Below are 19,606 nucleotides of genomic sequence, written 5' to 3' on the forward strand. Positions count from 1 at the left end.
GGCGCGTCTTCCGCAGAGCCCGCTGCAGCCCCAACCGCATGACGGTCATCGCCGCTGCCGTCCTCACCCTGGAGCGCCAACGCTGAAAACGCTCACTGACGCGCGGATCGACATCGGGGAGTTCGATGCGAGCGCAGATGTTGGCGGGCAAGGGAACGTCCGCATCGACCATGTAATTCATGAGGATCCGCCAGGTCTTGTACACCTGGACCACGCTGGACGTCGCATCCAGACCCGGCCTATCCAGCAGGAAATCGATGAAAGCCATCGTGTCCCGGCGTGTGAGCGTACGTGAAGGTCTGGTTCCCGCGAACGGTTTAATGTGACACCGGAGGTGGCTCTCGTAGTTCTTGGTTGTGTTGTTGTTCTTCTTTTTCTTCTTCCGGCGCTCGATCAGCTCGTCCGCGTAGAAGGCGACGGGCTTCAATCCAGGCTCGGGGGCCACCCACGAGTCGTCGCGCAGAGCCGCTCGAATCGTGTCCAGGTGATCCCGCGCTGCTTCCCACGTGTCGAATGTCGGCCGACGGGGCTTCCCGCTTGGATCTGTGTAGCGAGCTTGCCACTGTAGACCCCGCCCGTGGTCGGCAGACGGGTACAGCTGGTTCTTCTTCGTGCCGCACTTGCACGGCACGTCGCCCTGTTTCGGATAGCTCTTGTGCCACCGGTCAAACGGTGCATCTGACTCGGCCATGTGCCCCTTCCCTAGAATGCTTCCAGCTTCTCGTGGCCTGTGCGACCTAGGGATCCAGGGGCTTGGGTGAGCGGGCAAGCTCACCGTTCTTGATGCGCTCGAAAAGGTCGTTGACCTGATGTTCGCTGTAGCGCACCCGACTTCCATTCCTGTTCCCTCCCCGATTGTCTCCTGGACCGGGGCGGTAGTACGGGCCAAGAGGAACGGCGCGCAACAGACCGCGATTCGTCCACCGACGCCGTGTTGAAGGTGAAATACCGAGTCGGTGTTCCACCTCCCTGGGAATCATATAGCGATCCGGGGGATTCGAAGCCGAGTTCTCGGATGCATTGTTAGTTTTACCCATCACAGCACCGGAGAAGGCATTCCGAGTCGAGTCGGAGTGGGGAGTCTCCTAAATGTGAACCTGGTGTCGAGCAAGACTCGTGCCTCCTTTAGTCACGCGCTTCCACCGCCAGATGGTTGCGGCGAGGCGAAGGGTCTTCATGCCAAGGGCGCCAGAGCCAGCCATCTACAGGTGTTGACGAACATACTCGACGGTAGCTCATGGCTCTCGATGGCGACAGGCGCGATTCATCCTGTTTGTCACTGCATGTTAAGTAATGCCTTAAACGCGCGTTGATGAAATTACGGTCCGGGTGGCGGGCCGTGGGATATACCGTGCAGCCCGCACAAGCGGTGACCGGTCAAGGCCATCAACGGCAGGTCACTATCAGCCACACCCAGTCCTCCGGGACCACCAGCATTCTTAAAGCCAGACCATGAACAGGCCCAGGTCGCGGGGCGCCGTCCGCTAATCGCGCCCCGTCGCACGGCACCACCGCAGGTAGAGCGCCGCGCCGCCGGCGTTCGTCCTGGTGGTGAGCTCGGCACGGCTCTTGCCGAACCGCTGGTGCCGCGCCCACTAGCTGCGCCATGCCGTTGTAGCCGAACAGGGCGTCGATCTGCGGGTTCGTCCACCCGGCAGCGTCCCGGATCATGGCGAACGCGGCGGTGAAGCGGCGGCGGGCGGGGTGGTCGTCACGGCGCCGGTCGATGAGTTTGCCGACGTCCTGGCCCTTGGGGAACCCGGTGCCGTACAGCCAGTGCAGCGAGTCACGGAGCTTGAATCCGGCGTCCTCCACGGCCACGGCCATGCGGTGGTAGGTGCGGGTCGCGCCGAACGCGGCCAGATGCCCGCCCGGCTTGAGGACGCGCAGGCACTCCGCCCACGATGCGATCCCGAAGGGGCGGCGGCTTCCTCTGTGGTGGACGTTGCGCAACCCGTCACGGCCGCTGACCTACCACGCGGCACACCGGATGTTCGAGCGGGCCAACAACAAGGCCGGCACCGCGGCGACGCTGCACGCGCTGCGGCACACCGCCGCCTACCGGATGGCCGAGGACCCCGGTCTCCCACTCACCGATGTCCAATTCGTCCTTGGACATGCGCAGTTGACCACTACCCAGATCTACCTCACGCCCCGCAAGGAGGAGGTCATCCGGCGGCTGCTGGCTCATCATGCCGAGCAGACGAGACAGGCCGCTGCTCGCACCGCGCCCGCCGCTGCCCCTGGCTACTCGGCCGAGTCGCTGGACGTGCTGTTCGGGACGGCCCGCTGATGACCACGACGCTGGAGACCGCGCAGGCCGCGGCGGCTTCGCCGCCGCGGTCGGTCACGGAGTTGGTCCGAGCGCGGCCGCGGGAAGATTCATGGCCCGCGACCGGTCAGAGCCGCGAGGAGTTCTGGGGCCGGCTGGCCGCTGAGCCCTTCGCCCCGGCCTGTGACAACAACGGTCGAAGGTTCGGGCTTGGCCTGCTGCTGGACTGGCTGGCCGATCAGCCCGGGGCCACCTGGCAGGAGCGTTGGCTGGCCAGCGGCGCCGACGATGACGGCGCCAACTGGCGGGATATTCCGCTGCGTTGGATGCGTGAGCGCGGACACGAGGTCCCCTGGCGTCAGGAGTCCTTCTTCCGGGCGGTGCACCCGGCTCTTTGCGCCGACCTCGTCCGGCCCTCACTGCCCTGGCTGATCACCTCGTCGCTTCGCAGCAGCGCGCTCGTCGGCATGCTCGCCCAGCACCGCGACCCTACCGGCTTCGCCCGGCTGCGAGAACGCTGCGCTACGGATCCGAGCGTCAACACGGCCGCGGCGACCCGCACCGCTTACCGCGCTGCCCAGATCCTCGTCGCCAAGGGCGGCATCATCGCCGACATCGTCCCGGGCGACGTCCTGGAGCTGCTGGAAATCGAGGCCGAACTACGCGGCACCTCCGTTGGAGCCACCCACCTGTTCTATCGGGTCCTGCACGACCTGGATGTCTTCGACGATCAGGCTCCGGCGACGCTGCGCGAACTGCGGACGGGCGGATAGCGCACGCCCGAAGAGCTGATCGACCGCTACGGCATCGTCTGCCGCCCCGTCCGCGACCTTCTCGTCGACTACCTGCGAGAACGTCAGCCGGCACTGGACTACAACAGCCTGGATGCGCTGTCCTACTACCTGGCCAAGCTGTTCTGGTCCGACCTGGAACGGCACCACCCGTGCATCGACAGCCTGCACCTGCCGACTGACGTCGCTGACGCCTGGAAGAAGCGGCTTCGCACCACCACCAAGACCGTCCGCACCCCCGACGGCCGCCGGATCACCACCGAGGCACCACGGATTAACTACCGCGAGTGCCTCACCCCGGTGCGGGCCTTCTACCTGGACCTGGCGCACTGGGCCGTCGAAGATCCCGCTCGCTGGGCCGGCTGGGTCGCCCCCTGCCCGATCGGGAGCGAGGAGATCAACCGCAAGAAGGACAAGCGGCGCCGCAAATCACGGATGGACGCCCGCACCCGCGAGCGTCTGCCCGTGCTGCCGGTCCTGGTCCGCAGTGTCGACCAGCGGCGCAAGGACGCCGCCGCCGTGCTGGCTGCCGCCCGCGACGCTGCACCGGGCGAGACGTTCACCGCCGTCGGGCAGACATTGGTACGCGTTGCCCCGCGCCGGTCGGCGGCAGCCAAAGTGCTGGCCGAGGACCCCGTTATCGGGCACCGACGTGATCTCGGGCGCGAGGAGGACCATGCCTTTTGGGCCTTCGCCATCGTCGAGGTGCTTCGGGCCACCGGCATCCGGGTCGAGGAACTCACCGAGCTCTCCCACCACGGCCTGATCCAATACCGGCTTCCCACCACCGGCGAGCTCATCCCGCTCCTGCAGGTCGTTCCGTCGAAGACCGACACGGAACGGCTCCTGGTCGTCAGCCCCGAGCTCGCCGAGGTCCTCTCCACGATCATTCGCCGGGTCCGCGACAAGAACGGTCGAGTCCCCCTGGTCCCCGCCTACGACCACTACGAGCGCACCTGGCTGCCGCCTGCACCACTGCTGTTCCAGCGACACCGCGGCTACGAGAACCGGGCGATCAGCTCGGGCGCCGTCCGGAAGATGCTCACCACCGCGCTCGCGCACACCGGGCTGACGGACTCCGTCACCGGCGGCCCATTGCACTTCACGCCGCACGACTTCCGCCGACTGTTCATCACCGATGCAGTCCTCGGCGGTCTGCCCCCGCACATCGCCCAGGTCATCGCCGGGCACCAGGACATCAACGTCACCCTCGGCTACAAGGCGGTCTATCCAGACGAGGCCGTCCAAGCCCATCTGGCCTTCCTGGCCCGTCGACGAGCCATGCGGCCAACCGATGAATACCGCGTCCCGTCCGACGAGGAGTGGACCGAGTTCCTGGGCCACTTCGAGCGGCGCAAGGTCTCCATCGGCACCTGCGGCCGCTCGTTCAGCACTCCCTGCATCCACGAACACGCCCGCGCGTTCGATGCCCAGTCCTCATCGTCTCCCCCGCAGAAAGGCCCCGCCTGATCGAGATCCGCGACAACCTCGCTGACCGGATCGCGGAAGCACAACGCGAGGGCTGGCTAGGCGAAGTCGAAGGACTCTCTGTCAGTCTCGCCGCGGCAGAAGAGAAGATCGCCCAACTCGACGCACGGCAAGAACGCAGGAACTCTCCGACCTTCATGGGGATCCCCACGTTTGATCAGATCGCCGCCCGTGTCATCAACACTGATGATTCTCGATGATCAGCTGTGACTACTTGCTGAGTTGCTCGACGAACAGGCGCGCATATCGGCTCCAGTCAATTCGAGCTTTCTTGATTCTTTCCATGGCCCGTCCCGAAGGCATTTCGTCTTCCATGCGGGCCCAGGAGATAAGAAGGAGGGCGAGTGTCGTTGCCGCCTGTGAATCTTCTCCGTCCATGACCTCCCAGATTTCCTTGCCCATGGGATGTCGGAGATTCAACTCAATCTGACATACCCCGGCAAGGAGCGAGATGTTGAACATCTCTGGACCATTCCAGCCCGCCGCGACTATACGAGTGTGAAGTGAGTTCTTCTCACTCGTTGGCGCATCCAGCAGCACCTGCCACTTTCCCTGCCCCGCATCGGACGTCGGTGGACTTTCCTGCTCGGACTCAGGTTCCACCGGCCTGCCGGTCTCAGTCTTCTGGATCGGCTCTGGTGGGGTGAGTGGAGGAGACTCAGGCTCAGGGATCTCTCCGTGGTGGTCTCCTGCGGGAAAGTGGATTGACTCCCACAGTGATCGGAAACGATCGAGCTCGGACAGTGCCGTCTCGCGTCTCGCGAGGGTGAACAACGCGTCCACCAGTGCTTCCACTTTGAGCCAGCGTGGCACGCGGCGACCCGTCAAAATATTCGCGACGGTCTGGTGGGACATAGAGTCCTTGGCGAATTCCGATCGGGTGATCACCTTGCTGATCACCCGAGTGCTTGGAAAACCGGCTAGTCGATACAGATCGTGCAGAGCTGTCAGTAGATTGCGGTGAGGCCCCGGCGGGACCTCCGATTCAGATGGCAGTGCAATCAGGCTCAGCCTCACTCCTATCACGCCCCCCTGGCCGCATTCACTGATCGTTTTTAAGGAAGTGCTCGACAACTGCCTTGGTTGCGCCCCCGACAGCAGCCGATACCAATGCCAGGCCGACTCGGAGTCCGGCTCGCTTCACTTCTTCGCTTTGGGCTTCCATGGAAGCCTCCGGCTCTTGCTCCGGGCTCGGCTCCGGGTTCCGCTTCTGAGAGGTGCTCATGAACTAATGCTGAGATCACCCTGGCACCCGTCAGACGCTCGTGAACGCTAGTTGACAGAATTTTACAGAGCTGACCGGGACGGGACATGGCGGTCATCGCCTAGTTCAGAGAAGAGCTGGTGGCCGCGCTCGCAGACCGCGCCGAAGTGACCCGCAAGGACGCCGACGCAGTGCTGGCAGCCTTCGCCGAAGTCGTCGGCGGCATCGTCTCCAAGGGCGACGAGAAGGTCACCATCCCCGGCTTCCTGACCTTCGAGCGCACCCACCGTGCCGCTCGCACCGCCCGCAATCCCCAGACGGGCGAGCCGCTCGAGATCGCAGCCGGATACGGGGTGAAGGTCTCGGCGGGCTCCAAGCTCAAGGAAGCCGCCAAGGGCGCGTAGAAAGTTGCCCCTGCGAAAGCGGGGCCCCATCGGTCGGTGGGGCCCCGCTGCCGTTGTGGCCTCGTCGACCTCTCGTTCCCGCGGCTATACGCCTGCCCTTCGGAGAGCCCCGCCACGGCCTCGCATGGTCGTGTCAGCCTCGCCAAGCAGAGCATGGACGAATCCGTATGACCTTCCGTGCTCCTCTGCGATGGCTCGGATCGAGGCACCACCTTCGTACACCGACGAGTACGGCAACCACCGCAGCACGGCCACCGCCTCCACCCGCTACGCCCCCGCGATCGATCGTGTCCTGCCTGACCCAGTTCCGCAGCCCCTCGGCGCTGACCCCAATCTGCCGGGCCACCTCGGTGACGGTCTTCCCGGAGGAGCACACGAGCGCGACCGCGTCCCGTTTGAACTCCTCCGTGTACCGCCGGTTGCGGTTGCTCTTGCTGCCCACCTGGCACTACTTCCTCTGGAACCTCACGTCCCAGTCTCCAGGTGTCCACGATCAAGGGGAAGGTTCAAATGGACTGCTGCCATGGGGATGTGGGCGTGCCATCCGGGTCCAGCCCGTACGGCCATTGTTCTTTGAACAGGCCGTAACTCAGCATCTGGGTGTTGGTCTTGCCAGCATCGGCGGCCCGTCGGAGCAGAGCTTCGATGTCCGCCTGGTTCCCTGCCCCCTCCAGCATCTCGGCCAGATGGGCTAGTGCGTCAGGGTCGCCGGCGTCGGAGGCCTGCCGGTAGAGGGTTTCGGCGCCCTCCCAGTCCCCGCCCTCCTCCCGCATCCAGGCCAGGCGGACTAGTGCGGTGGCGTAACCGGCGTCGGCGGCCTGCCGGGCCAGGACTTCGGCTCCTTCCCGGTCCCCGCCCTCCTCCCGCATCTTGGCCGTGTAGAACAGGGCGCTGGTGTCGCCAGCGTTGGAGGCCTGCCGGTAGAGGGTTTCGGCTCCTTCCCGGTCCCCGGCGTCCTCCCGCATCCCGGCCAAGTGGAGTAGGGCGCTGGTGTCGCCGGCGTCGGCGGCCTGCTGGTAGAGGGTTTCGGCTCCTTCCCGGTCCCCGGCGTCCTCCCGCATCCCGGCCAAGTGGAGTAGGGCGCTGGTGTCGCCGACGTCGGCGGCCCGGCGGGCCAGGGTTTCGGCACCCTCCCAGTCCCCAGCCTCTTTCCGTATCTTGGCCAGCGGGAGTAGGGCGCTGGTGTCGTCGGCGTCGGCGGCCTGCCGGTAGAGAGTTTCGGCGCCCTCCCAGTTCCTAGCCCTCTCCCGCATCCCGGCCAAGTGGAGTAGGGCGCTGGTGTCGCCGGCGTCGGCGGCCCGGCGGGCCAGGGTTTCGGCACCCTCCCAGTCCCCAGCTGTTCCTCTCATCTTGGCCAGGCCGACCAAGGCGCTGGTGTCGCCAGTGTCGGCGGCCCGGCGCAGCAGGGTTTCGGCGCTGTCCCGGTCCCCAGCCCTCTCCCACCTCTCGGCCAAGTGGAGTAGGGCGCTGGTGTCGCCGGCGTCGGCGGCCCGGCGCAGCAGGGTTTCGGCGCCCTCCCAGTCCCCGGTTTCCTGCCGCATATCGACCAGACGGAACAGGGCGGTGGTATCACCGGCGTCGACGGCCTGCTGGTAGAGGGTTTCGGCTCCTTCCCGGTCCCTAGCCCTCTCCCGCATCCCGGCCAAGATGAGTAGGGCTCTGGTGTCGCCGGCGTCGGCTGCCCGGTCAAAGAGGTGGTAGGCCCATTGGAGGCGATGCCGGCTGCGGGCCGCTGTGGCGAGGTTTATGAGGTCATTGGGGTTTGTGAGGTGAGCGTGTGCGGCGTCCCAAAAGGATGCGGGCGGACATACGGTCCACCGGGCGTGGCGGCCGTGCTGCTGAAGGTAGTCAGCCAGGCGGACCATGCCAGGAACCGCACCCATCCCGGAGGTGCGGGGCACGTCCTGCAGGGCGGAGCTGACCTCCTTGATCTTGGTATGGGCGTATGTGAGGGCTCCGGTGAACCAATCGACGGTGGCACCGGCGCGCTCAGCGTCGGTGAGGTAACCGGGGGCGGCAGCTTCGAGGAAGGTGAGGGGGAGCGGGCTGGCCACGCCCAGGCGATGGGCGTCTATGGCGACGCTGATCAGAGCCCTGCCATAGACGCCGTGCACGCCAGTCGGGTGCTCGTAGTGAGTGATTAGGTCCGGTCCCGCGGCCAAGACCTGGGTGAGGTCGGCGCTGTCGGCCGCCAGGGCAGTGGCCAGGGACTGGTCGTGGCCAGCCACGCGGCGGACGGCGTCCAGATCGTCGGCGAAAGAGCGGGGAATGTAGGCGCGGTGGGCCTGGGCCAGCAAGGCTCGGGCATGCCGATGCGGGTCGACCTTGCCGAGGTCAGGGGTGGCGGTGAGTGTCTTGTCATGGTCGGGCCACAGGGTGGCGAGCACGATGAGAGGCCCGTCGGTGTCGAGACGGCGTAGCAGCTCGGATGCCGCTGCTTCGCCTGCGGGGCCCGCCAGATAGTCCTGGGCCTCGTTCAGCCATAGGACCGTGCAAGGGCCGAGAGCGCCCGCAGTAAGCACGGCCAGGAGACTGTCAGCGTTCGCGGGGAAGATCAGATCGAAGTCGTCCGGCACGGCCGCGTTCAGGGCCTCGAAGGCAGTGCGGGTCTTGCCGGTGCACGACCCACCCCGCACCACCACCAACAGCGGTGGAGCCCCGTTGACGACGGCAGCGGCCAGACGCTCGCGCAGCTCGGTGTCGTGCGGGCGGGGCACGTAGAGGGGCAGAACGAATCCGGCGCCCCCCGGCCCAGCGGGCTGCCCAGGAACGGCCGGGTGCACCCCGAGCCGCTGGGCTGTCCAGGACCGTACAGGGCGGGCACGGTCCGCCAACGCTGCCTGACGGGCACGCCGCTCATCGAGCTCCAGGGCCGCCTGTGCCTGCTGACGCTCGACGGCCTCTTGATCGGCCTGTGCGCGGCGCTTGCGTTCCGCGTCATGCTCTGCGCGCCAGCGGCTCCCGTCCAGCAGGTCAGCGACCGTCTGACCCGCCATCCCGTCGCACGGCGTGTTCGTGATCTTCTTGCGGGTGGCCTCGACCCGGATCTGCGCCATTACGGTCAGCAGCGCATCAAGATCCTGGGGAAAACGCTCCCCGCGCAGCCACGCCCCGACCGTGTCACGGGCCACACCTGCCACCCTGGCCAGTGCGCTGTCCGACGGCTGCCGGCTGAGCCGGTCGCGCTTGAGTGCACCCACCCGCCGTAGGTCCTCGAACAGGTCCGGAGTCTTGCCCATACCATCCCCGGTACGTCGTGCGATGTCCTGAACCGACACCACCGGACATTTCAAGGCTAGGCCTGCCACCAGCACACATGCACATCGATGTCCGACCCGGTGACAGAGAGCAGCAGGACGCACCGCCGGACAGATCTCGTGGATCCTGAACCGGCCCTTACCAGTGGGCCACCGAGCCTCACTCGAGGGAGACAACACGATGACCCCGCTCCAGCTGCTGGCATTGATGCTGGCCCTGTCCGTGGCCCTGCACATCGGCTCCGTCACCGCGTTCACCGCCTGGCGCAGCGGCACTAGCCCCGCCAAGGCCGTCCTGATCGGCGTCAGTACCACCGGCAGCGCGTGCGGGCTGTACTTCGCGGCCCTCAGCGCCTACCAATGACCGCAAGGTCGCAGGACTGGGCGGCGGCGCCGTCCGGTTGCGGGTGGGGACCGTGAGGCGCGGAGCGCCGAGGACAAGGGAAGTGGTAACGCGAAGCCAGGGAGCAGCGCACGGAGCGCACGGGGACCGCCTGCCGGCCCCCGCCGCGCTCGGTCCGGGCGCCCGCAGAGCGACTGCCCGGCACGCGGCAAAGCGGTACGGCGCCGCGCCTCGGACCGGCAAGAACTGATCCTTTGCCCCCCTCTGCCGCACCTGGATGACTGCCGCGTCCCCTTGTCCCGCCGGACGTGCGCTGACTTCCTCGACCTCACGGCCTGACCATGCTGGCTACGGTGCGATGCTCTGGTTCTCAGACCGGATCATGCGTTGCAGGCTGGTCCGTGCGCTGGTCAGATCGTCCTCGGCCTCGGCGATCTTGCCCGTCAGCTCCTTGACCTGGGTCAGGGCCTCGGTGAGGTCGTCTTGCAGCTTCCGGTTCTCGGCGGTGAGTTCGTCCACCCGTGCGCCGAGGTCGGCGGCGCCGAGCTGGTCGAGTTGCTGGCCCAGGCTCCGGCGGACCGTCGCCTTGAGGCGATCGACCTCGGCGCGTAGGCGCCGGTTCTCCTCGCGAACGATCTCTTGCTCGACCTTCCAGCCAGCAGGGGCCTTGGCCTGGCCGCGGGCCTCACCGCGCGCGGTGCGGAACTGACGCAGGCGAGCGGCTTCTATGTGCTCGCGCACCCCGTCGGCGTAGACCAGCCAGTGCGAGACGTTCGCGGCGCGGGCCATTCCCGTAAAGGTGACCGGTTCCTCGTCGGCGACGAGCTGATCAACGACGGACAGGACCCTGGCGCGCTTGGTACGCGAGTCCTTCTGCCGGGCATCGCGAAGGACCTGCGCGGGCGAACGGGACTCACTCATCGGACGTGCTCCTGGCGGGGACGGTGGGAACGGGAAGGAACGGAAGCGGGGCTGCGGCGCGGACCTTGCGCAGCACCGCGGACGCTTCTTCAATATGGCGCCGCTCGTCCTCAGGCATCGCGGCGAGCTTGCTGCGGATGCCGACAACGACAGACTGGTAAGACTCGATCTGGTCGGTGATGTTGCGGATGACGAACTCGGCGGCCTGCATGGCCCGAGCGGTCTCTCGGTCCGCCTTGAGCGCGCGGATGTGATCTTCGACGGCCGGAAGGAACGAAGGGTCGGGACGGTAGAAGCCGCAGCCGGAACACTGGAACCGGATCGGGCAACTCCCGCCGCGGGCCTTCACGTTCGACGGCTCGGTGCAGTTACCGAACGGCACGGCCACCGAGCGCGCTTCGTACGCCGTGGCCGACGAGGTCGGCGCCGCCTGCCCAGAGCGGTCCACGACGTGGAGCCGCATCGTCTCGACTGCCTTGCGGCGCCGCTCGAGAGAGACCCGGAAGTATCCAAGAGTGGTATCTGCCGATTTGTGATCCATGAGGTCACGCAGGGTGTGCAGGGGCGTACCGGCGTCCGCGTGCCGCTGAGCGTAGGTGTGCCGAAAGGCGTAGGCGAAGATCCGGCTGCGGTCGAACTCCAGGGGGCGGCCGTCCTTGTCGACGGCGTCGGTGATCAGTGTCGGCAGGCTGTCGACCCAGCTCCGCAGCATCTTGGCCACGGTGCCTGAGTCGATGCACGCGTCGTGGGCATGGCTCGACGCCGCGGGGAACAGGAAGGTGCGCGAGCGGGCCGGGATCTTCAAGGTCTTGCAGATCTCGAGCCACGCCTGGGTAGCGAAGGCGGTCTCGCGGCTGATCTCCAGGCGTTTGTTCCGCCGCGACTTGTGGATGCCCCTATGTTGCGTCAAGTGCTAGAAGGCGGGGCATCAAGGGCCGACGCTGGCTGGATCTCACGGAAGATCTCGCGGGCGACGTAGCGTTTGAGGCATCGGATGATCTCGCGTTTGGACATGCCCTGCTTCGTGCGGCGTTCGAGGTAGAGACGTGTGCGGGCGTCCCGGCGGAGGCGGGTCACGACGATGCGGTAGAGGGCGGCGTTGGTCTGTCGGTTTCCCCCGCGGTTCAGCCTCCGGCGCTGGGTCTTCCCGGAGGACTGTTCGACCGGGCTGACTCCGCACAGGGCGGCGAACGAGGCCTCGCTGGCCAGCCGTTCCGGGTTGTCGCCGGCGGCGATCAGTAGGGCAGCGGCACTGTCGGGTCCGACGCCGATGACATCCAGAAGCTGCCGATGGCAGCGACGGACGGCCTTGGTGACCCGGCGGGCAAGCTCCTTCACCTCGGCTGTCATCTGCTGAATGCGCCGGGCCAGCAGCCGGAGCGTGAAGACGGCAGCGTCGTCGGCGTCGGGAAGGCCGGCGCACCTGGCGATCAGTGCCGCGTTGGTGAGCTTGGACAGCGCCTCACGCAGCGCGGGATCAACTCCGAGCAGCACGGCCTTGAGCTGGTTTTTCGCCTGCGTGCGGGGCCTTGACGGCCGACTCTTTGGCCAGCCGCAGCACGCGCATGTCGGCCGCCGGGCCCTCACCGGTCTTGGGCGTGACGTCAGCGCGTCCGGACAGCACGGCGCGGGCCGCGGCCTCCGCATCCACAGCGTCGGTCTTGCCGCGCTTGCGGCGGATGGCGCGGTCCGGCTGGTTGACCTCGACGACCTGCATGCTCTCCCGGCTCAGGAAGCGTGCCAGGCCCGCTCCGTAGGATCCGGTGCATTCCACGCCGGCTCGGCGCAGGGTGCCGAACGAGCGTGCCCAGGCCAGGAGTTGGCGGTATCCGACGGCGGTGGCCGGGAACTCCTGGTGGGCCAGGACCACCCCGAGCACGGTGATCACGGCGCCGACATGCACGTCCTTGTGAGTGTCCACCCCCAGGACCACGTCCTCTGCCAGCGGTTCTTCCGGCTGCGCGGGCAGAGTCGGCTGGGGCAAGCCGGTGATGGTCACGCGGCTCCTCGATCGGCACGGGGCTGTGGCCGCCGTCGGGCCGGTGGGCGGTCAGAACTGTGACGGTGCCTGGTGCGGCAAGGCCCCTATCGAGACACGCTCGCCAGTCCGGCGACAGCAAGCACCGCCCGGGACCACAGGCCGACAGATCCTAAACAAGGCAGCCTGGGCGAGTTGTCCCACGAGTCAGACCCTGGCCCCGGACGGCGCCCCATGAGTCTCACAGTTGTCCCAGATCAGCTGGTGTTCGTCCCCGTCCTTCTCCAGGCGGTCCAGGGCGAGCCGGGTCACTTCCTGGGGCCGCCGCCCGGTGTCTCGCAGCACGAGGTAGACGGTCTGGAACATCGCCTTGATGTCCTCGGAGGCCAGCGTTCCGTAGGGGATGGCCTCGCCGAGAAGGTCCAGCTGCTGGTCGAGCTGACGGATCACCGACTCCGGGATCGCCTTGCCGATCTCATCCTCGTCCTGGACCGCATCAGGGATGCGGTGCGAACTGTGGCGGGCGAACTTCCCCGCCACCTGGTCGAGAAGTCCCGTGCGGCGGCCGTAGTCGAGAACTTCGAAGAAGCTGGTCAGGTAGAGGCGCTTACCCTTGGGGCCCATGAGTCGGTGCCGTCCCGGCGGGGCATCGCACGGAAGGCATCCACGATCACTTCCATGTCCGCGAAGGACAGGTCCGCCGGGATCATGCCGCCGCCGGGCAGCGAGTAGAGGGCCTGGAGGCCACGACCAGGCCCCGGATGCCGTCCCGCACTTTCCCGCTCTCCGGGCGTGCGGTCTCCACCCAGGTCATCGCCAGCTCACGCATCCAGGGCTGCTGGATCTCGGTGAAATCCACCGTTCCCGGAATCGTCCGGACCCCCGAACGAGTGAGCTTCGATGGGATCTGAAGCTCGGTGAGATCCCAGACCGTGCCGTGGGTCGGCGGGAGGCCGAGGAACGTCTTGTGGGCCCGTTCAACGGCCCTGCGCGTCCACCGCAGGAAACTCGCCAGGTTGGTGTCCCCCGTGTTTTCCGGGCTCGGGCAGCTGTCGCCGACGGCGATCGAGGACAGGCCAAGCATCAGTTTCGCCGCGAGCCTGACCGGTCGGGGATAGACGATCTGGGTCCGCTCCTCGCGCTGCTGCAACGCGAACAGCAGCTCCAGCCTCACCGTTTCCGCCAGCGGTGCCAACGAGAACTGTGCGGCCGTCGTGTAGGGAAACTGGGCTGCCGCCCATACCCTGCGGGCACTTTCGTCCAGGACGTCGAGCCGGTCGGCTCGCGCGGTCGCCCGCCAGTCCCGGCGGTGGTTCAGGCACAGGTTCTCGGCGTGATTGCCGTCCCGGGGACATCCGGTGACCACGCAGGCCGGCATCGGCCCCAAGGCCCGCTGCGTGCGCATCCAGTCCTCCAGCACCGCCGCGGGCTTGATCTTGCGGTGCCGGTGCCAGTTCGACATGTGCGGACTGCAAAGACCCAGTGTGTGATGCTCTCGCTGGCACGTCCCCTCACCAACACGGCAGTTCTGGCGCTTGCCGCCGAACGTCCGCTTCGGGTTGGGCACGTTGGTCGCGTTAAACGTCTCCAGGTCCGCGGTTCCCTCCCGGAACCGGGATGCGCAGACAGTGCAGTGGGTCTTGTTCCCGATCAGGGTCTCGCAGCGGAGAACGGGGCACTTCCAAACTCCGGTCCGCGGGTTGTCCGGGTCACCGGTGAACAGCCACAGTTCCGGCTGCCACTCGTCCGGCCGCCAGTCCTCCACCACGGCCTCGCGGAGCCAGGCCCGCCAGTCCTCCATGGCGGCACGGGTGTAGAAACCGCCCTTCGACCCCGGCAGGGAGGTGACCGTGGCGATGCTCACGCGTGGGCCTTCCGGTGGGCGGTGCCACGTTCCACTGCCTCGCGCCGTTCCGCGCTGGTCGAGTGGAGATACGGCTGCATCGACTGTCCCGAGACGTGGCCCATGAGGTCCTGAACAACGTCCGGGTCGGTGCCCCCGCGAATCCAGCGGGTGGCCGCCGAGCGCCGCAGCATGTGCGGCCGGGCCGCGAACCCCGCTTTCCTCGCCAGCCGGTCGAACAGGTCCTTCGCGCCGTGGTACTTCATTGGCTGTCCGAGTGGCTGGCGGAACAGATTCACGAAGACCATGTCGGACTCGGCGGCCTCCGCGACCTGGTCCCGTTCGTGCTGATACTCAGAGTAGAAGCCGACCGTTTCCGCTTCCACCGGTATCGAACGCGGCTTGCGGGCCTTGGCCAGAGCCCCGTTCGCGTTGTTCGAGCGGCGCCGGATGTGAACGTGCGGTCCGCCCTCGGGGCAGCCCAGCGAGCGGGAGTTCGCCAGGAAGTGCATGTCCTCCCGCCGCAGTCCCAGCACCTCGCCGATGCGGGCACCGGTGACCGCCAGCAGCGTCACCAGGAACCGGTCGCGGGCATTGCGGGTGAGGCCGATGATCGTCTCGATCTGGTCATCCGCGAGCCATTCGTAGCCCTCGATGGCAATCCGGAACTTCACCGTCCGGCCCTGGACCGACCCGAACTGGCCGTCCTCCCCGAGGTCGTATCCCGGCGGCGGTGTTCGCAGGAACTTCGGCTCCCAGAGCATGTTCACCACGTCCAGCGGCACCCACCCCCGGGTCGAGCAGAAGTCCAGGAACCGGCCCGTCGTGGAGACGACGGCGTTCGCGGTCTTCTCCTCCCGGTGGCGCGGCTCTGCCGACGCGATGCGGCCCCGGGGCGGCAGCGGCTCCTCAACGAGCCAGTGCAGGAACGTCTTGAGCTGCCACAACGTCGGCCTGGTCCAGTCGATGCCCCGCTCAGCGCAGTACGACAGATATGGATGCCCGTTAGATGGCGCTCTCAGGGGAGGTAGGCGCCCGAGATGACTGCGGCGGCGAACGAGGTGCCCCACAAGCTCGTTGACGAACCGGTCGAATGAACCAGGCTGCCGAGTGGGCTGGTATCGCTCCCGCCGTAGGCTTCTTCTGTGGCTGCCCCTGGAGGCGGCGTGGAGTTGTACGCCGCCCGCCCGCCCGTGTCATCCAGCGCGAGGGCGACGACGGCCTCCGGCACCCTGGCCGGGTAGCCGCTCAGGGTGGTGCTGCCGCCGTTGCCCGCAGCGGCGACCAGCACGGGTAGGTTCACCATCATGGAGCAGTAGCGCACGGTGTAGTCGATGCTTCTGCCCAGCGAGGTGGCGCAGGCTCCCATATTCTTCGTGGTCAGGCTGGCGTTGATGAGGTCATACTGCCCCGACCACAGCACATACATCAGTCCGGCCAGCACTTCGTAGGACTGGCCGATGTTGTTCTCGTTGAGAACGCGGATGGGGTGGATGACCGCGCTGCCCTGGACGGCCTTGATGACCTCGGCGACCGCTGTACCGTGCCCGTGCGGGTCGTCCGCAGGCCTCGTGATGACTGCCTGGCCAGCACAGTTGATGAAGTCCACCATGTCGCATCCGGCCCCGCGAACACCAGTGTCCAGCACCGCGACCCTGGGGCCCCCGGCCTGCCGGTTGGTCGGGATGATCGGCGCGCTGCGTACGAGCTCGTCCAGCTGGGCTGGGTCGAATGGGCGCGAGCTGTTGACGCTCCCCTGGTGGGTGGCCTGGAACTCGAATCCCGGCTCCCACAGCAGTTGCAGTCCCCACGGGTAGAAGGGGTAGTCAAGCTGTAAGCGGGTCGGTGGGTCTACGCGGCCAATCGTTAGCTCGGCCTGCAACTGCGCCGTTCCCGGGATGCCGAGGCCGACGCGGTGGTGGGCGACGGCAATGGCCGGGCTCTCGGGGTCTTGGAAGCGGCGTGAGGTGTCCCGGTCGACTTCTCGGAGTTCGACGAGCTGAGGCCGCTCGATCTGGAGTCTTCGTGGCGTGGCCAGACGGGACCAGTATTCGATGAGCCACTCGATCTGCCCTCGTGGCCCGACCACCGTCGAGTAGCCTGCGCCATCCTCACACATGGTTCCTCCTCGCCTCCGATCAGCGTAGGTCCGGCGCCTGCGGGAGGCGTGCCGGAGTACGCCGTCCGGCGGCATGCGCAGGCCCAGCTGTACGGATGCGTGCACCCTGGTGCAATGGCGCATGATGCGGTGCCGTTCAGGTACGGGCAGTACCTGGTCACGGACGAGGAGCTGGCCAGCTGGACTGTGGTGCGGTCGGCTGAAGGGGAGATCCTGGCCGTCAGCGGTCCATGTCCGAATTGCGGTCACGTCACCAGGCAGGACGTGGAGGAGTCCGTCGTGGCCTTCGGTCAAAGCGGCCTGGCTGCTGCGGCTGCGCCGACCGAGCGGATGACCAGGATCTGCGAGTGCGCCTGCGGCGTGGACCACCAGGGCGCGGCCGCGCAGCCGGTCATGAGTTGCGGCAACTGGTGGTTTTTCACGATCGCCCTGGATGCGAACGCTACCGCGCCGGTTCGCGCGGCAACGGACGCCTCCCTGCTGCCGGCCCTGCGTGCGGTGCAGGAGGTGACGGCGACGGAGGAGAGCACGCTCCGGTCGTCGGCGGAGAAGTGGATCGCAGCGGTAACTGCGCTGGTCGGACTGTTCGGTCTGGCGGGGGTGGTGGTGGGCAAGGACGCGTTCACGGGCCTGAGCGCGTGCGCGCGGGGCTTTGCCGGGGGTGCCGCGCTGGTGGCTGCCGGTTGCGCGGCAGCAGCGATCGTGTGGGCCTACAAAGCGGCATACGGGTGGCCCGAGATTGTGGACCTCGGCAATGACCAGCTGCTGACCAGGTGGTTCTCTAGCCGGCGCACCCATCTACAGACCGCTGTGGGGCAGCTTCGTAAAGGGGTGATGTGGGCCCTGATCTCGTTGGGCGCTCTGCTGGTGGCCATCGGGTGCATCTGGTTCTGGCCCCGCTCTTCTCCTGACGGGCCGCTCGTCGAGGTGACCCGCAGAGATGACTCCAAGATATGCGGCACGCTCCTCGATTCCAAAACCGATCGCGGACTGCGGATCAGGCGGCCGAACGGTGTGGTCGAGACGGTCAGTGCAGCAAGCCTTGGGCCGGTTGAGAATGTGAGCTCCTGTGATGCGTGAGCGGCTGGAAGGTCAGCGGCTGTCCGCTGACGTCGGTGATGCCGGTATCCGCCAGCAGCGTGTGGAGCGACGAGCGGATCGTGGCGATGGAGATCGCCCTGTTCTCGCCGCCCACAGACCACTGGTAGAGCAGCGGCATATTGATCCGAAACGGTAAGCGTTCCGGGTCGTTGCATGCTGTGTGAGTGAACTGGTGGGGGACGCACGGCAGTTGTCGCCGTCGGCGCAGGAAGCGTTGCGGCTACGGGCGGTGGCCGCTCTGGTGGAGGGCCGGGACCGCGAGGACGTCGCGGCGGTGTTCAAGGTCTCGCTCAGGGCGGTGGACGGCTGGTGGGCGAAGTGGCAGGCCGGTGGGCGTGAGGCGCTGACCGCGCGTCCGCGTGGGCGGCGCGTGGGTGAGCATCAGGTGCTGTCCGGGGTCGAGCAGGCGGCGGTGCGGCAGGCGATTTTGGATCATCTGCCGTGTGACCTGGGTCTTCGTGGCCAGTTGTGGACGCGTGGCCAGGTGGGTGAGCTGATCGCGAAGCTGTATAGGGTGCGGATGACCGAGCCCGGGGTGGGCAAGTACCTGCGGCGCTGGGGACTGTCGTTCCAGCGGCCCGACAAGCGCGCGGTCGAGCAGAACCCGGAGGCGGTGCGGACCTGGCTGGAGGTGACATGGCCGGCGATCCGGGCGACGGCGAAGGCCGAGAACGGTGAGGTGCTGTTCGCCGACCAGGTCGGCATCCGTTCCGATCAGGTCACCGGCCGTACCTGGGGCGAGAAGGGCCGCACCCCCGTCGTGCGCCGCAGCGGCAACCGGTTCTCTGTGAACGCGATGTCGGCGATCAGCACGAAGGGCCGGATCCACTTCATGGTGTTCACCGAGACCTTCGACGCGAAGATCATGTGCCGCTTCCTCGACCGGCTCATAGGCCACTTCGACCGCAAGATCCACCTCGTGGTGGACGGTCACTCCGCACACCGCTCCCGCGCGGTCCGCACATGGCTGGCCGACCACGCCGACAGGATCGAGCTGCACTTCCTGCCCTCGTACTCACCCGAACTCAACCCCGACGAACTCGTCAACGCTGACCTCAAGCGCAGCCTGCCCATGAGCAGCAGGGCCCAGAACCAGGCCCAACTCGCAGCCGAGACACGCAGGTTCTTCCATCGCCTCCAGCGCCAGCCCCACATCGTCCGCGGCTACTTCGGCGGCCCCCACGTCCGCTACACCCTCGAAGAGAACCAATTGAGTTTCTGATCAATAGATCGGCTCGTCACTGTTGTTCTCGATCACGTAGGCGTACCCCTCGCGGATCCAGGTGGGCCCCAGCCTCACGGCCTCATGCCACATTGCGTATCCGTGGACGCGCCGAGCCTGCCCTCGACGTTCAATAGCCTTCTGCGTGCGATCCCGGGCCACCTCCTGCCGGAGGAGAATGAAGCCGGTGATGAAGGCGGCGACTGTCCCAATGGCCGCGCCGACCATGGACCAGGCACTGATCCAATCGGTCACCAAAGGGGTCGTGCTGACGGGAAGCGGAAGAGGCAATTGCATCGACGCCATGCTGGCACCGTAGAGAGCGCCGCCCTTGGACCCGAGCAGGCGCCTGGGGAGTAACCCGATCAGCGTAGGTCAGGGGTGGCACCGGACACTCTGAAATACGGAAATACCCGACACACCTTCTCCGAACTACTGCCGCAGAGGTTGACTCACGTCCGACTGTATTGAAGTCAGCCGGTCTGGTCCCGGTTCTCGGCGTTCCGAACTACCAGTTGGCTGATCGGTGGCATGCCGACGAACACCGGCGAGTTCCGTCGTCGCTCATTGAACCTCTTTCATCCTGAATAGTCGCAGGTCAGTAGTGTGTGGATGGCTTGGACGGTGCGGCTGATGCGGCGGGTGGAGGAGCGGGCTCTGCGC

At 66.9% G+C, this 19,606-nt stretch carries 20 protein-coding genes and 3 pseudogenes; 9 read left to right on the forward strand and 14 right to left on the reverse strand.

Features of this window, described 5'->3' with window-relative positions; translation table 11 throughout:
• Window positions 1-86: pseudogene (locus tag ACZ6D7_RS46515) on the forward strand (IS5/IS1182 family transposase); the annotation flags it as partial.
• 1,300 nt (window positions 87-1,386) lie between these two features.
• Here ACZ6D7_RS46515 and ACZ6D7_RS46520 read toward each other — a convergent pair.
• Window positions 1,387-1,953: a hypothetical protein gene (locus tag ACZ6D7_RS46520; RefSeq protein ID WP_469504856.1), complete on the reverse strand. Its 567-nt coding sequence runs from the start codon at window positions 1,951-1,953 to the stop codon at window positions 1,387-1,389.
• Here ACZ6D7_RS46520 and ACZ6D7_RS46525 point away from each other — a divergent pair.
• The 3 genes from ACZ6D7_RS46525 (at window position 1,946) to ACZ6D7_RS46535 (ending at window position 4,533) form a co-directional block, all read left to right on the forward strand.
• A complete protein-coding gene (locus tag ACZ6D7_RS46525) occupies window positions 1,946-2,293 on the forward strand; it encodes a site-specific integrase (RefSeq protein WP_469504859.1) in 348 nt (115 codons plus the stop codon). The two genes, ACZ6D7_RS46520 and ACZ6D7_RS46525, sit on opposite strands and share 8 nt — an antisense overlap.
• Entirely contained in the window at window positions 2,293-3,045 is a 753-nt protein-coding gene (locus ACZ6D7_RS46530) for a hypothetical protein (RefSeq protein ID WP_469504862.1), read from the forward strand. Before ACZ6D7_RS46525 ends, ACZ6D7_RS46530 begins: the two co-directional genes overlap by 1 nt.
• Window positions 3,046-3,363: 318 nt before the next feature.
• Window positions 3,364-4,533, forward strand: a complete 1,170-nt coding sequence (locus ACZ6D7_RS46535) for a tyrosine-type recombinase/integrase (protein WP_469504865.1) — start codon at window positions 3,364-3,366, stop codon at window positions 4,531-4,533.
• 228 nt (window positions 4,534-4,761) lie between these two features.
• Here the strand turns inward: ACZ6D7_RS46535 and ACZ6D7_RS46540 are convergent, their stop codons facing one another.
• Together ACZ6D7_RS46540 and ACZ6D7_RS46545 are read right to left on the reverse strand one after the other, a co-directional pair.
• Complete coding sequence (locus ACZ6D7_RS46540) at window positions 4,762-5,451, reverse strand: hypothetical protein (RefSeq protein ID WP_469504867.1); 690 nt, start codon at window positions 5,449-5,451, stop codon at window positions 4,762-4,764.
• A gap of 142 nt (window positions 5,452-5,593) precedes the next feature.
• The gene (locus ACZ6D7_RS46545) at window positions 5,594-5,776 is read right to left on the reverse strand and encodes a hypothetical protein (protein ID WP_469504869.1); all 183 of its coding nucleotides are present in this window, start codon (window positions 5,774-5,776) and stop codon (window positions 5,594-5,596) included.
• Between the two features lie 116 nt (window positions 5,777-5,892).
• On the opposite strand from ACZ6D7_RS46545, the gene ACZ6D7_RS46550 reads away from it, so the two are divergent.
• Complete coding sequence (locus tag ACZ6D7_RS46550) at window positions 5,893-6,159, forward strand: HU family DNA-binding protein (RefSeq protein ID WP_469504892.1); 267 nt, start codon at window positions 5,893-5,895, stop codon at window positions 6,157-6,159.
• 84 nt (window positions 6,160-6,243) lie between these two features.
• On the opposite strand, the gene ACZ6D7_RS46555 is transcribed toward ACZ6D7_RS46550, so the two are convergent.
• The 3 genes and pseudogenes from ACZ6D7_RS46555 to ACZ6D7_RS46565 all read right to left on the reverse strand — a co-directional run bounded on the left by ACZ6D7_RS46555 (window position 6,244) and on the right by ACZ6D7_RS46565 (window position 9,473).
• Window positions 6,244-6,423: a helix-turn-helix domain-containing protein gene (locus tag ACZ6D7_RS46555; RefSeq protein WP_469504870.1), complete on the reverse strand. Its 180-nt coding sequence runs from the start codon at window positions 6,421-6,423 to the stop codon at window positions 6,244-6,246.
• Window positions 6,424-6,457: 34 nt separating this feature from the next.
• Window positions 6,458-6,601: pseudogene (locus tag ACZ6D7_RS46560) on the reverse strand (transposase); the annotation flags it as partial.
• 64 nt (window positions 6,602-6,665) lie between these two features.
• Window positions 6,666-9,473 (reverse strand): tetratricopeptide repeat protein, encoded by a 2,808-nt coding sequence (locus ACZ6D7_RS46565; RefSeq protein WP_469504871.1) that lies wholly within the window; start codon window positions 9,471-9,473, stop codon window positions 6,666-6,668.
• A 124-nt stretch (window positions 9,474-9,597) separates the two neighbouring features.
• Here ACZ6D7_RS46565 and ACZ6D7_RS46570 point away from each other — a divergent pair, with 124 nt between their 5' ends.
• Complete coding sequence (locus ACZ6D7_RS46570; protein WP_469504873.1) at window positions 9,598-9,780, forward strand: hypothetical protein; 183 nt, start codon at window positions 9,598-9,600, stop codon at window positions 9,778-9,780.
• A 327-nt stretch (window positions 9,781-10,107) separates the two neighbouring features.
• On the opposite strand, the gene ACZ6D7_RS46575 is transcribed toward ACZ6D7_RS46570, so the two are convergent.
• The 7 genes and pseudogenes from ACZ6D7_RS46575 to ACZ6D7_RS46605 form a co-directional block, all read right to left on the reverse strand.
• On the reverse strand, window positions 10,108-10,680 hold the full coding sequence (locus tag ACZ6D7_RS46575; protein WP_469504875.1) for a DUF6262 family protein: 573 nt from the start codon (window positions 10,678-10,680) through the stop codon (window positions 10,108-10,110).
• Complete coding sequence (locus tag ACZ6D7_RS46580) at window positions 10,673-11,590, reverse strand: hypothetical protein (protein ID WP_469504877.1); 918 nt, start codon at window positions 11,588-11,590, stop codon at window positions 10,673-10,675. The genes ACZ6D7_RS46575 and ACZ6D7_RS46580 overlap by 8 nt, the downstream gene beginning before the upstream one ends.
• Window positions 11,587-12,673: pseudogene (locus ACZ6D7_RS46585) on the reverse strand (IS110 family RNA-guided transposase). The gene ACZ6D7_RS46580 and the pseudogene ACZ6D7_RS46585 overlap by 4 nt, the downstream one beginning before the upstream one ends.
• Before the next feature lie 192 nt (window positions 12,674-12,865).
• Entirely contained in the window at window positions 12,866-13,282 is a 417-nt protein-coding gene (locus tag ACZ6D7_RS46590) for a hypothetical protein (protein WP_469504879.1), read from the reverse strand.
• Between the two features lie 82 nt (window positions 13,283-13,364).
• Window positions 13,365-14,522, reverse strand: coding sequence for a hypothetical protein (locus ACZ6D7_RS46595; RefSeq protein WP_469504880.1), 1,158 nt, complete (start codon window positions 14,520-14,522; stop codon window positions 13,365-13,367).
• On the reverse strand, window positions 14,519-15,286 hold the full coding sequence (locus tag ACZ6D7_RS46600; protein ID WP_469504881.1) for a tyrosine-type recombinase/integrase: 768 nt from the start codon (window positions 15,284-15,286) through the stop codon (window positions 14,519-14,521). The genes ACZ6D7_RS46595 and ACZ6D7_RS46600 overlap by 4 nt, the downstream gene beginning before the upstream one ends.
• 233 nt (window positions 15,287-15,519) lie before the next feature.
• Window positions 15,520-16,620: a S8/S53 family peptidase gene (locus ACZ6D7_RS46605; protein ID WP_469504883.1), complete on the reverse strand. Its 1,101-nt coding sequence runs from the start codon at window positions 16,618-16,620 to the stop codon at window positions 15,520-15,522.
• A gap of 114 nt (window positions 16,621-16,734) precedes the next feature.
• Between ACZ6D7_RS46605 and ACZ6D7_RS46610 the strand changes: the two genes are divergently transcribed.
• Genes ACZ6D7_RS46610 through ACZ6D7_RS46620 form a run of 3 tightly spaced genes read left to right on the forward strand, consistent with a single transcriptional unit; the run spans window position 16,735 to window position 18,943 of the window.
• Window positions 16,735-17,700 (forward strand): hypothetical protein, encoded by a 966-nt coding sequence (locus tag ACZ6D7_RS46610; RefSeq protein WP_469504885.1) that lies wholly within the window; start codon window positions 16,735-16,737, stop codon window positions 17,698-17,700.
• Window positions 17,697-17,828 carry a hypothetical protein gene (locus ACZ6D7_RS46615; RefSeq protein ID WP_469504886.1) on the forward strand — a complete coding sequence of 44 codons (132 nt, stop codon included), beginning with the start codon at window positions 17,697-17,699 and terminating at the stop codon, window positions 17,826-17,828. The genes ACZ6D7_RS46610 and ACZ6D7_RS46615 overlap by 4 nt, the downstream gene beginning before the upstream one ends.
• Window positions 17,829-17,881: 53 nt before the next feature.
• Window positions 17,882-18,943, forward strand: coding sequence for an IS630 family transposase (locus ACZ6D7_RS46620; RefSeq protein ID WP_469504888.1), 1,062 nt, complete (start codon window positions 17,882-17,884; stop codon window positions 18,941-18,943).
• Here ACZ6D7_RS46620 and ACZ6D7_RS46625 read toward each other — a convergent pair whose 3' ends face one another.
• Window positions 18,944-19,249 (reverse strand): hypothetical protein, encoded by a 306-nt coding sequence (locus ACZ6D7_RS46625; RefSeq protein ID WP_469504890.1) that lies wholly within the window; start codon window positions 19,247-19,249, stop codon window positions 18,944-18,946.
• Window positions 19,250-19,606 lie beyond the last annotated feature (357 nt).

The organism is Streptomyces sp. NPDC041784, from assembly GCF_055591025.1.

What these genes read in the sequence shown, in the direction of transcription:
- ACZ6D7_RS46575 (WP_469504875.1), bottom strand. Translation starts at nt 10,680, where the DNA reads ATGAGTGAGTCCCGTTCGCCCGCGCAGGTCCTTCGCGATGCCCGGCAG.
- ACZ6D7_RS46530 (WP_469504862.1), top strand. Translation starts at nt 2,293, where the DNA reads ATGACCACGACGCTGGAGACCGCGCAGGCCGCGGCGGCTTCGCCGCCG.
- ACZ6D7_RS46570 (WP_469504873.1), top strand. Translation starts at nt 9,598, where the DNA reads ATGACCCCGCTCCAGCTGCTGGCATTGATGCTGGCCCTGTCCGTGGCC.
- ACZ6D7_RS46590 (WP_469504879.1), bottom strand. Translation starts at nt 13,282, where the DNA reads ATGGGCCCCAAGGGTAAGCGCCTCTACCTGACCAGCTTCTTCGAAGTT.
- ACZ6D7_RS46625 (WP_469504890.1), bottom strand. Translation starts at nt 19,249, where the DNA reads ATGGCGTCGATGCAATTGCCTCTTCCGCTTCCCGTCAGCACGACCCCT.
- ACZ6D7_RS46545 (WP_469504869.1), bottom strand. Translation starts at nt 5,776, where the DNA reads ATGAGCACCTCTCAGAAGCGGAACCCGGAGCCGAGCCCGGAGCAAGAG.
- ACZ6D7_RS46610 (WP_469504885.1), top strand. Translation starts at nt 16,735, where the DNA reads ATGGCGCATGATGCGGTGCCGTTCAGGTACGGGCAGTACCTGGTCACG.
- ACZ6D7_RS46605 (WP_469504883.1), bottom strand. Translation starts at nt 16,620, where the DNA reads ATGTGTGAGGATGGCGCAGGCTACTCGACGGTGGTCGGGCCACGAGGG.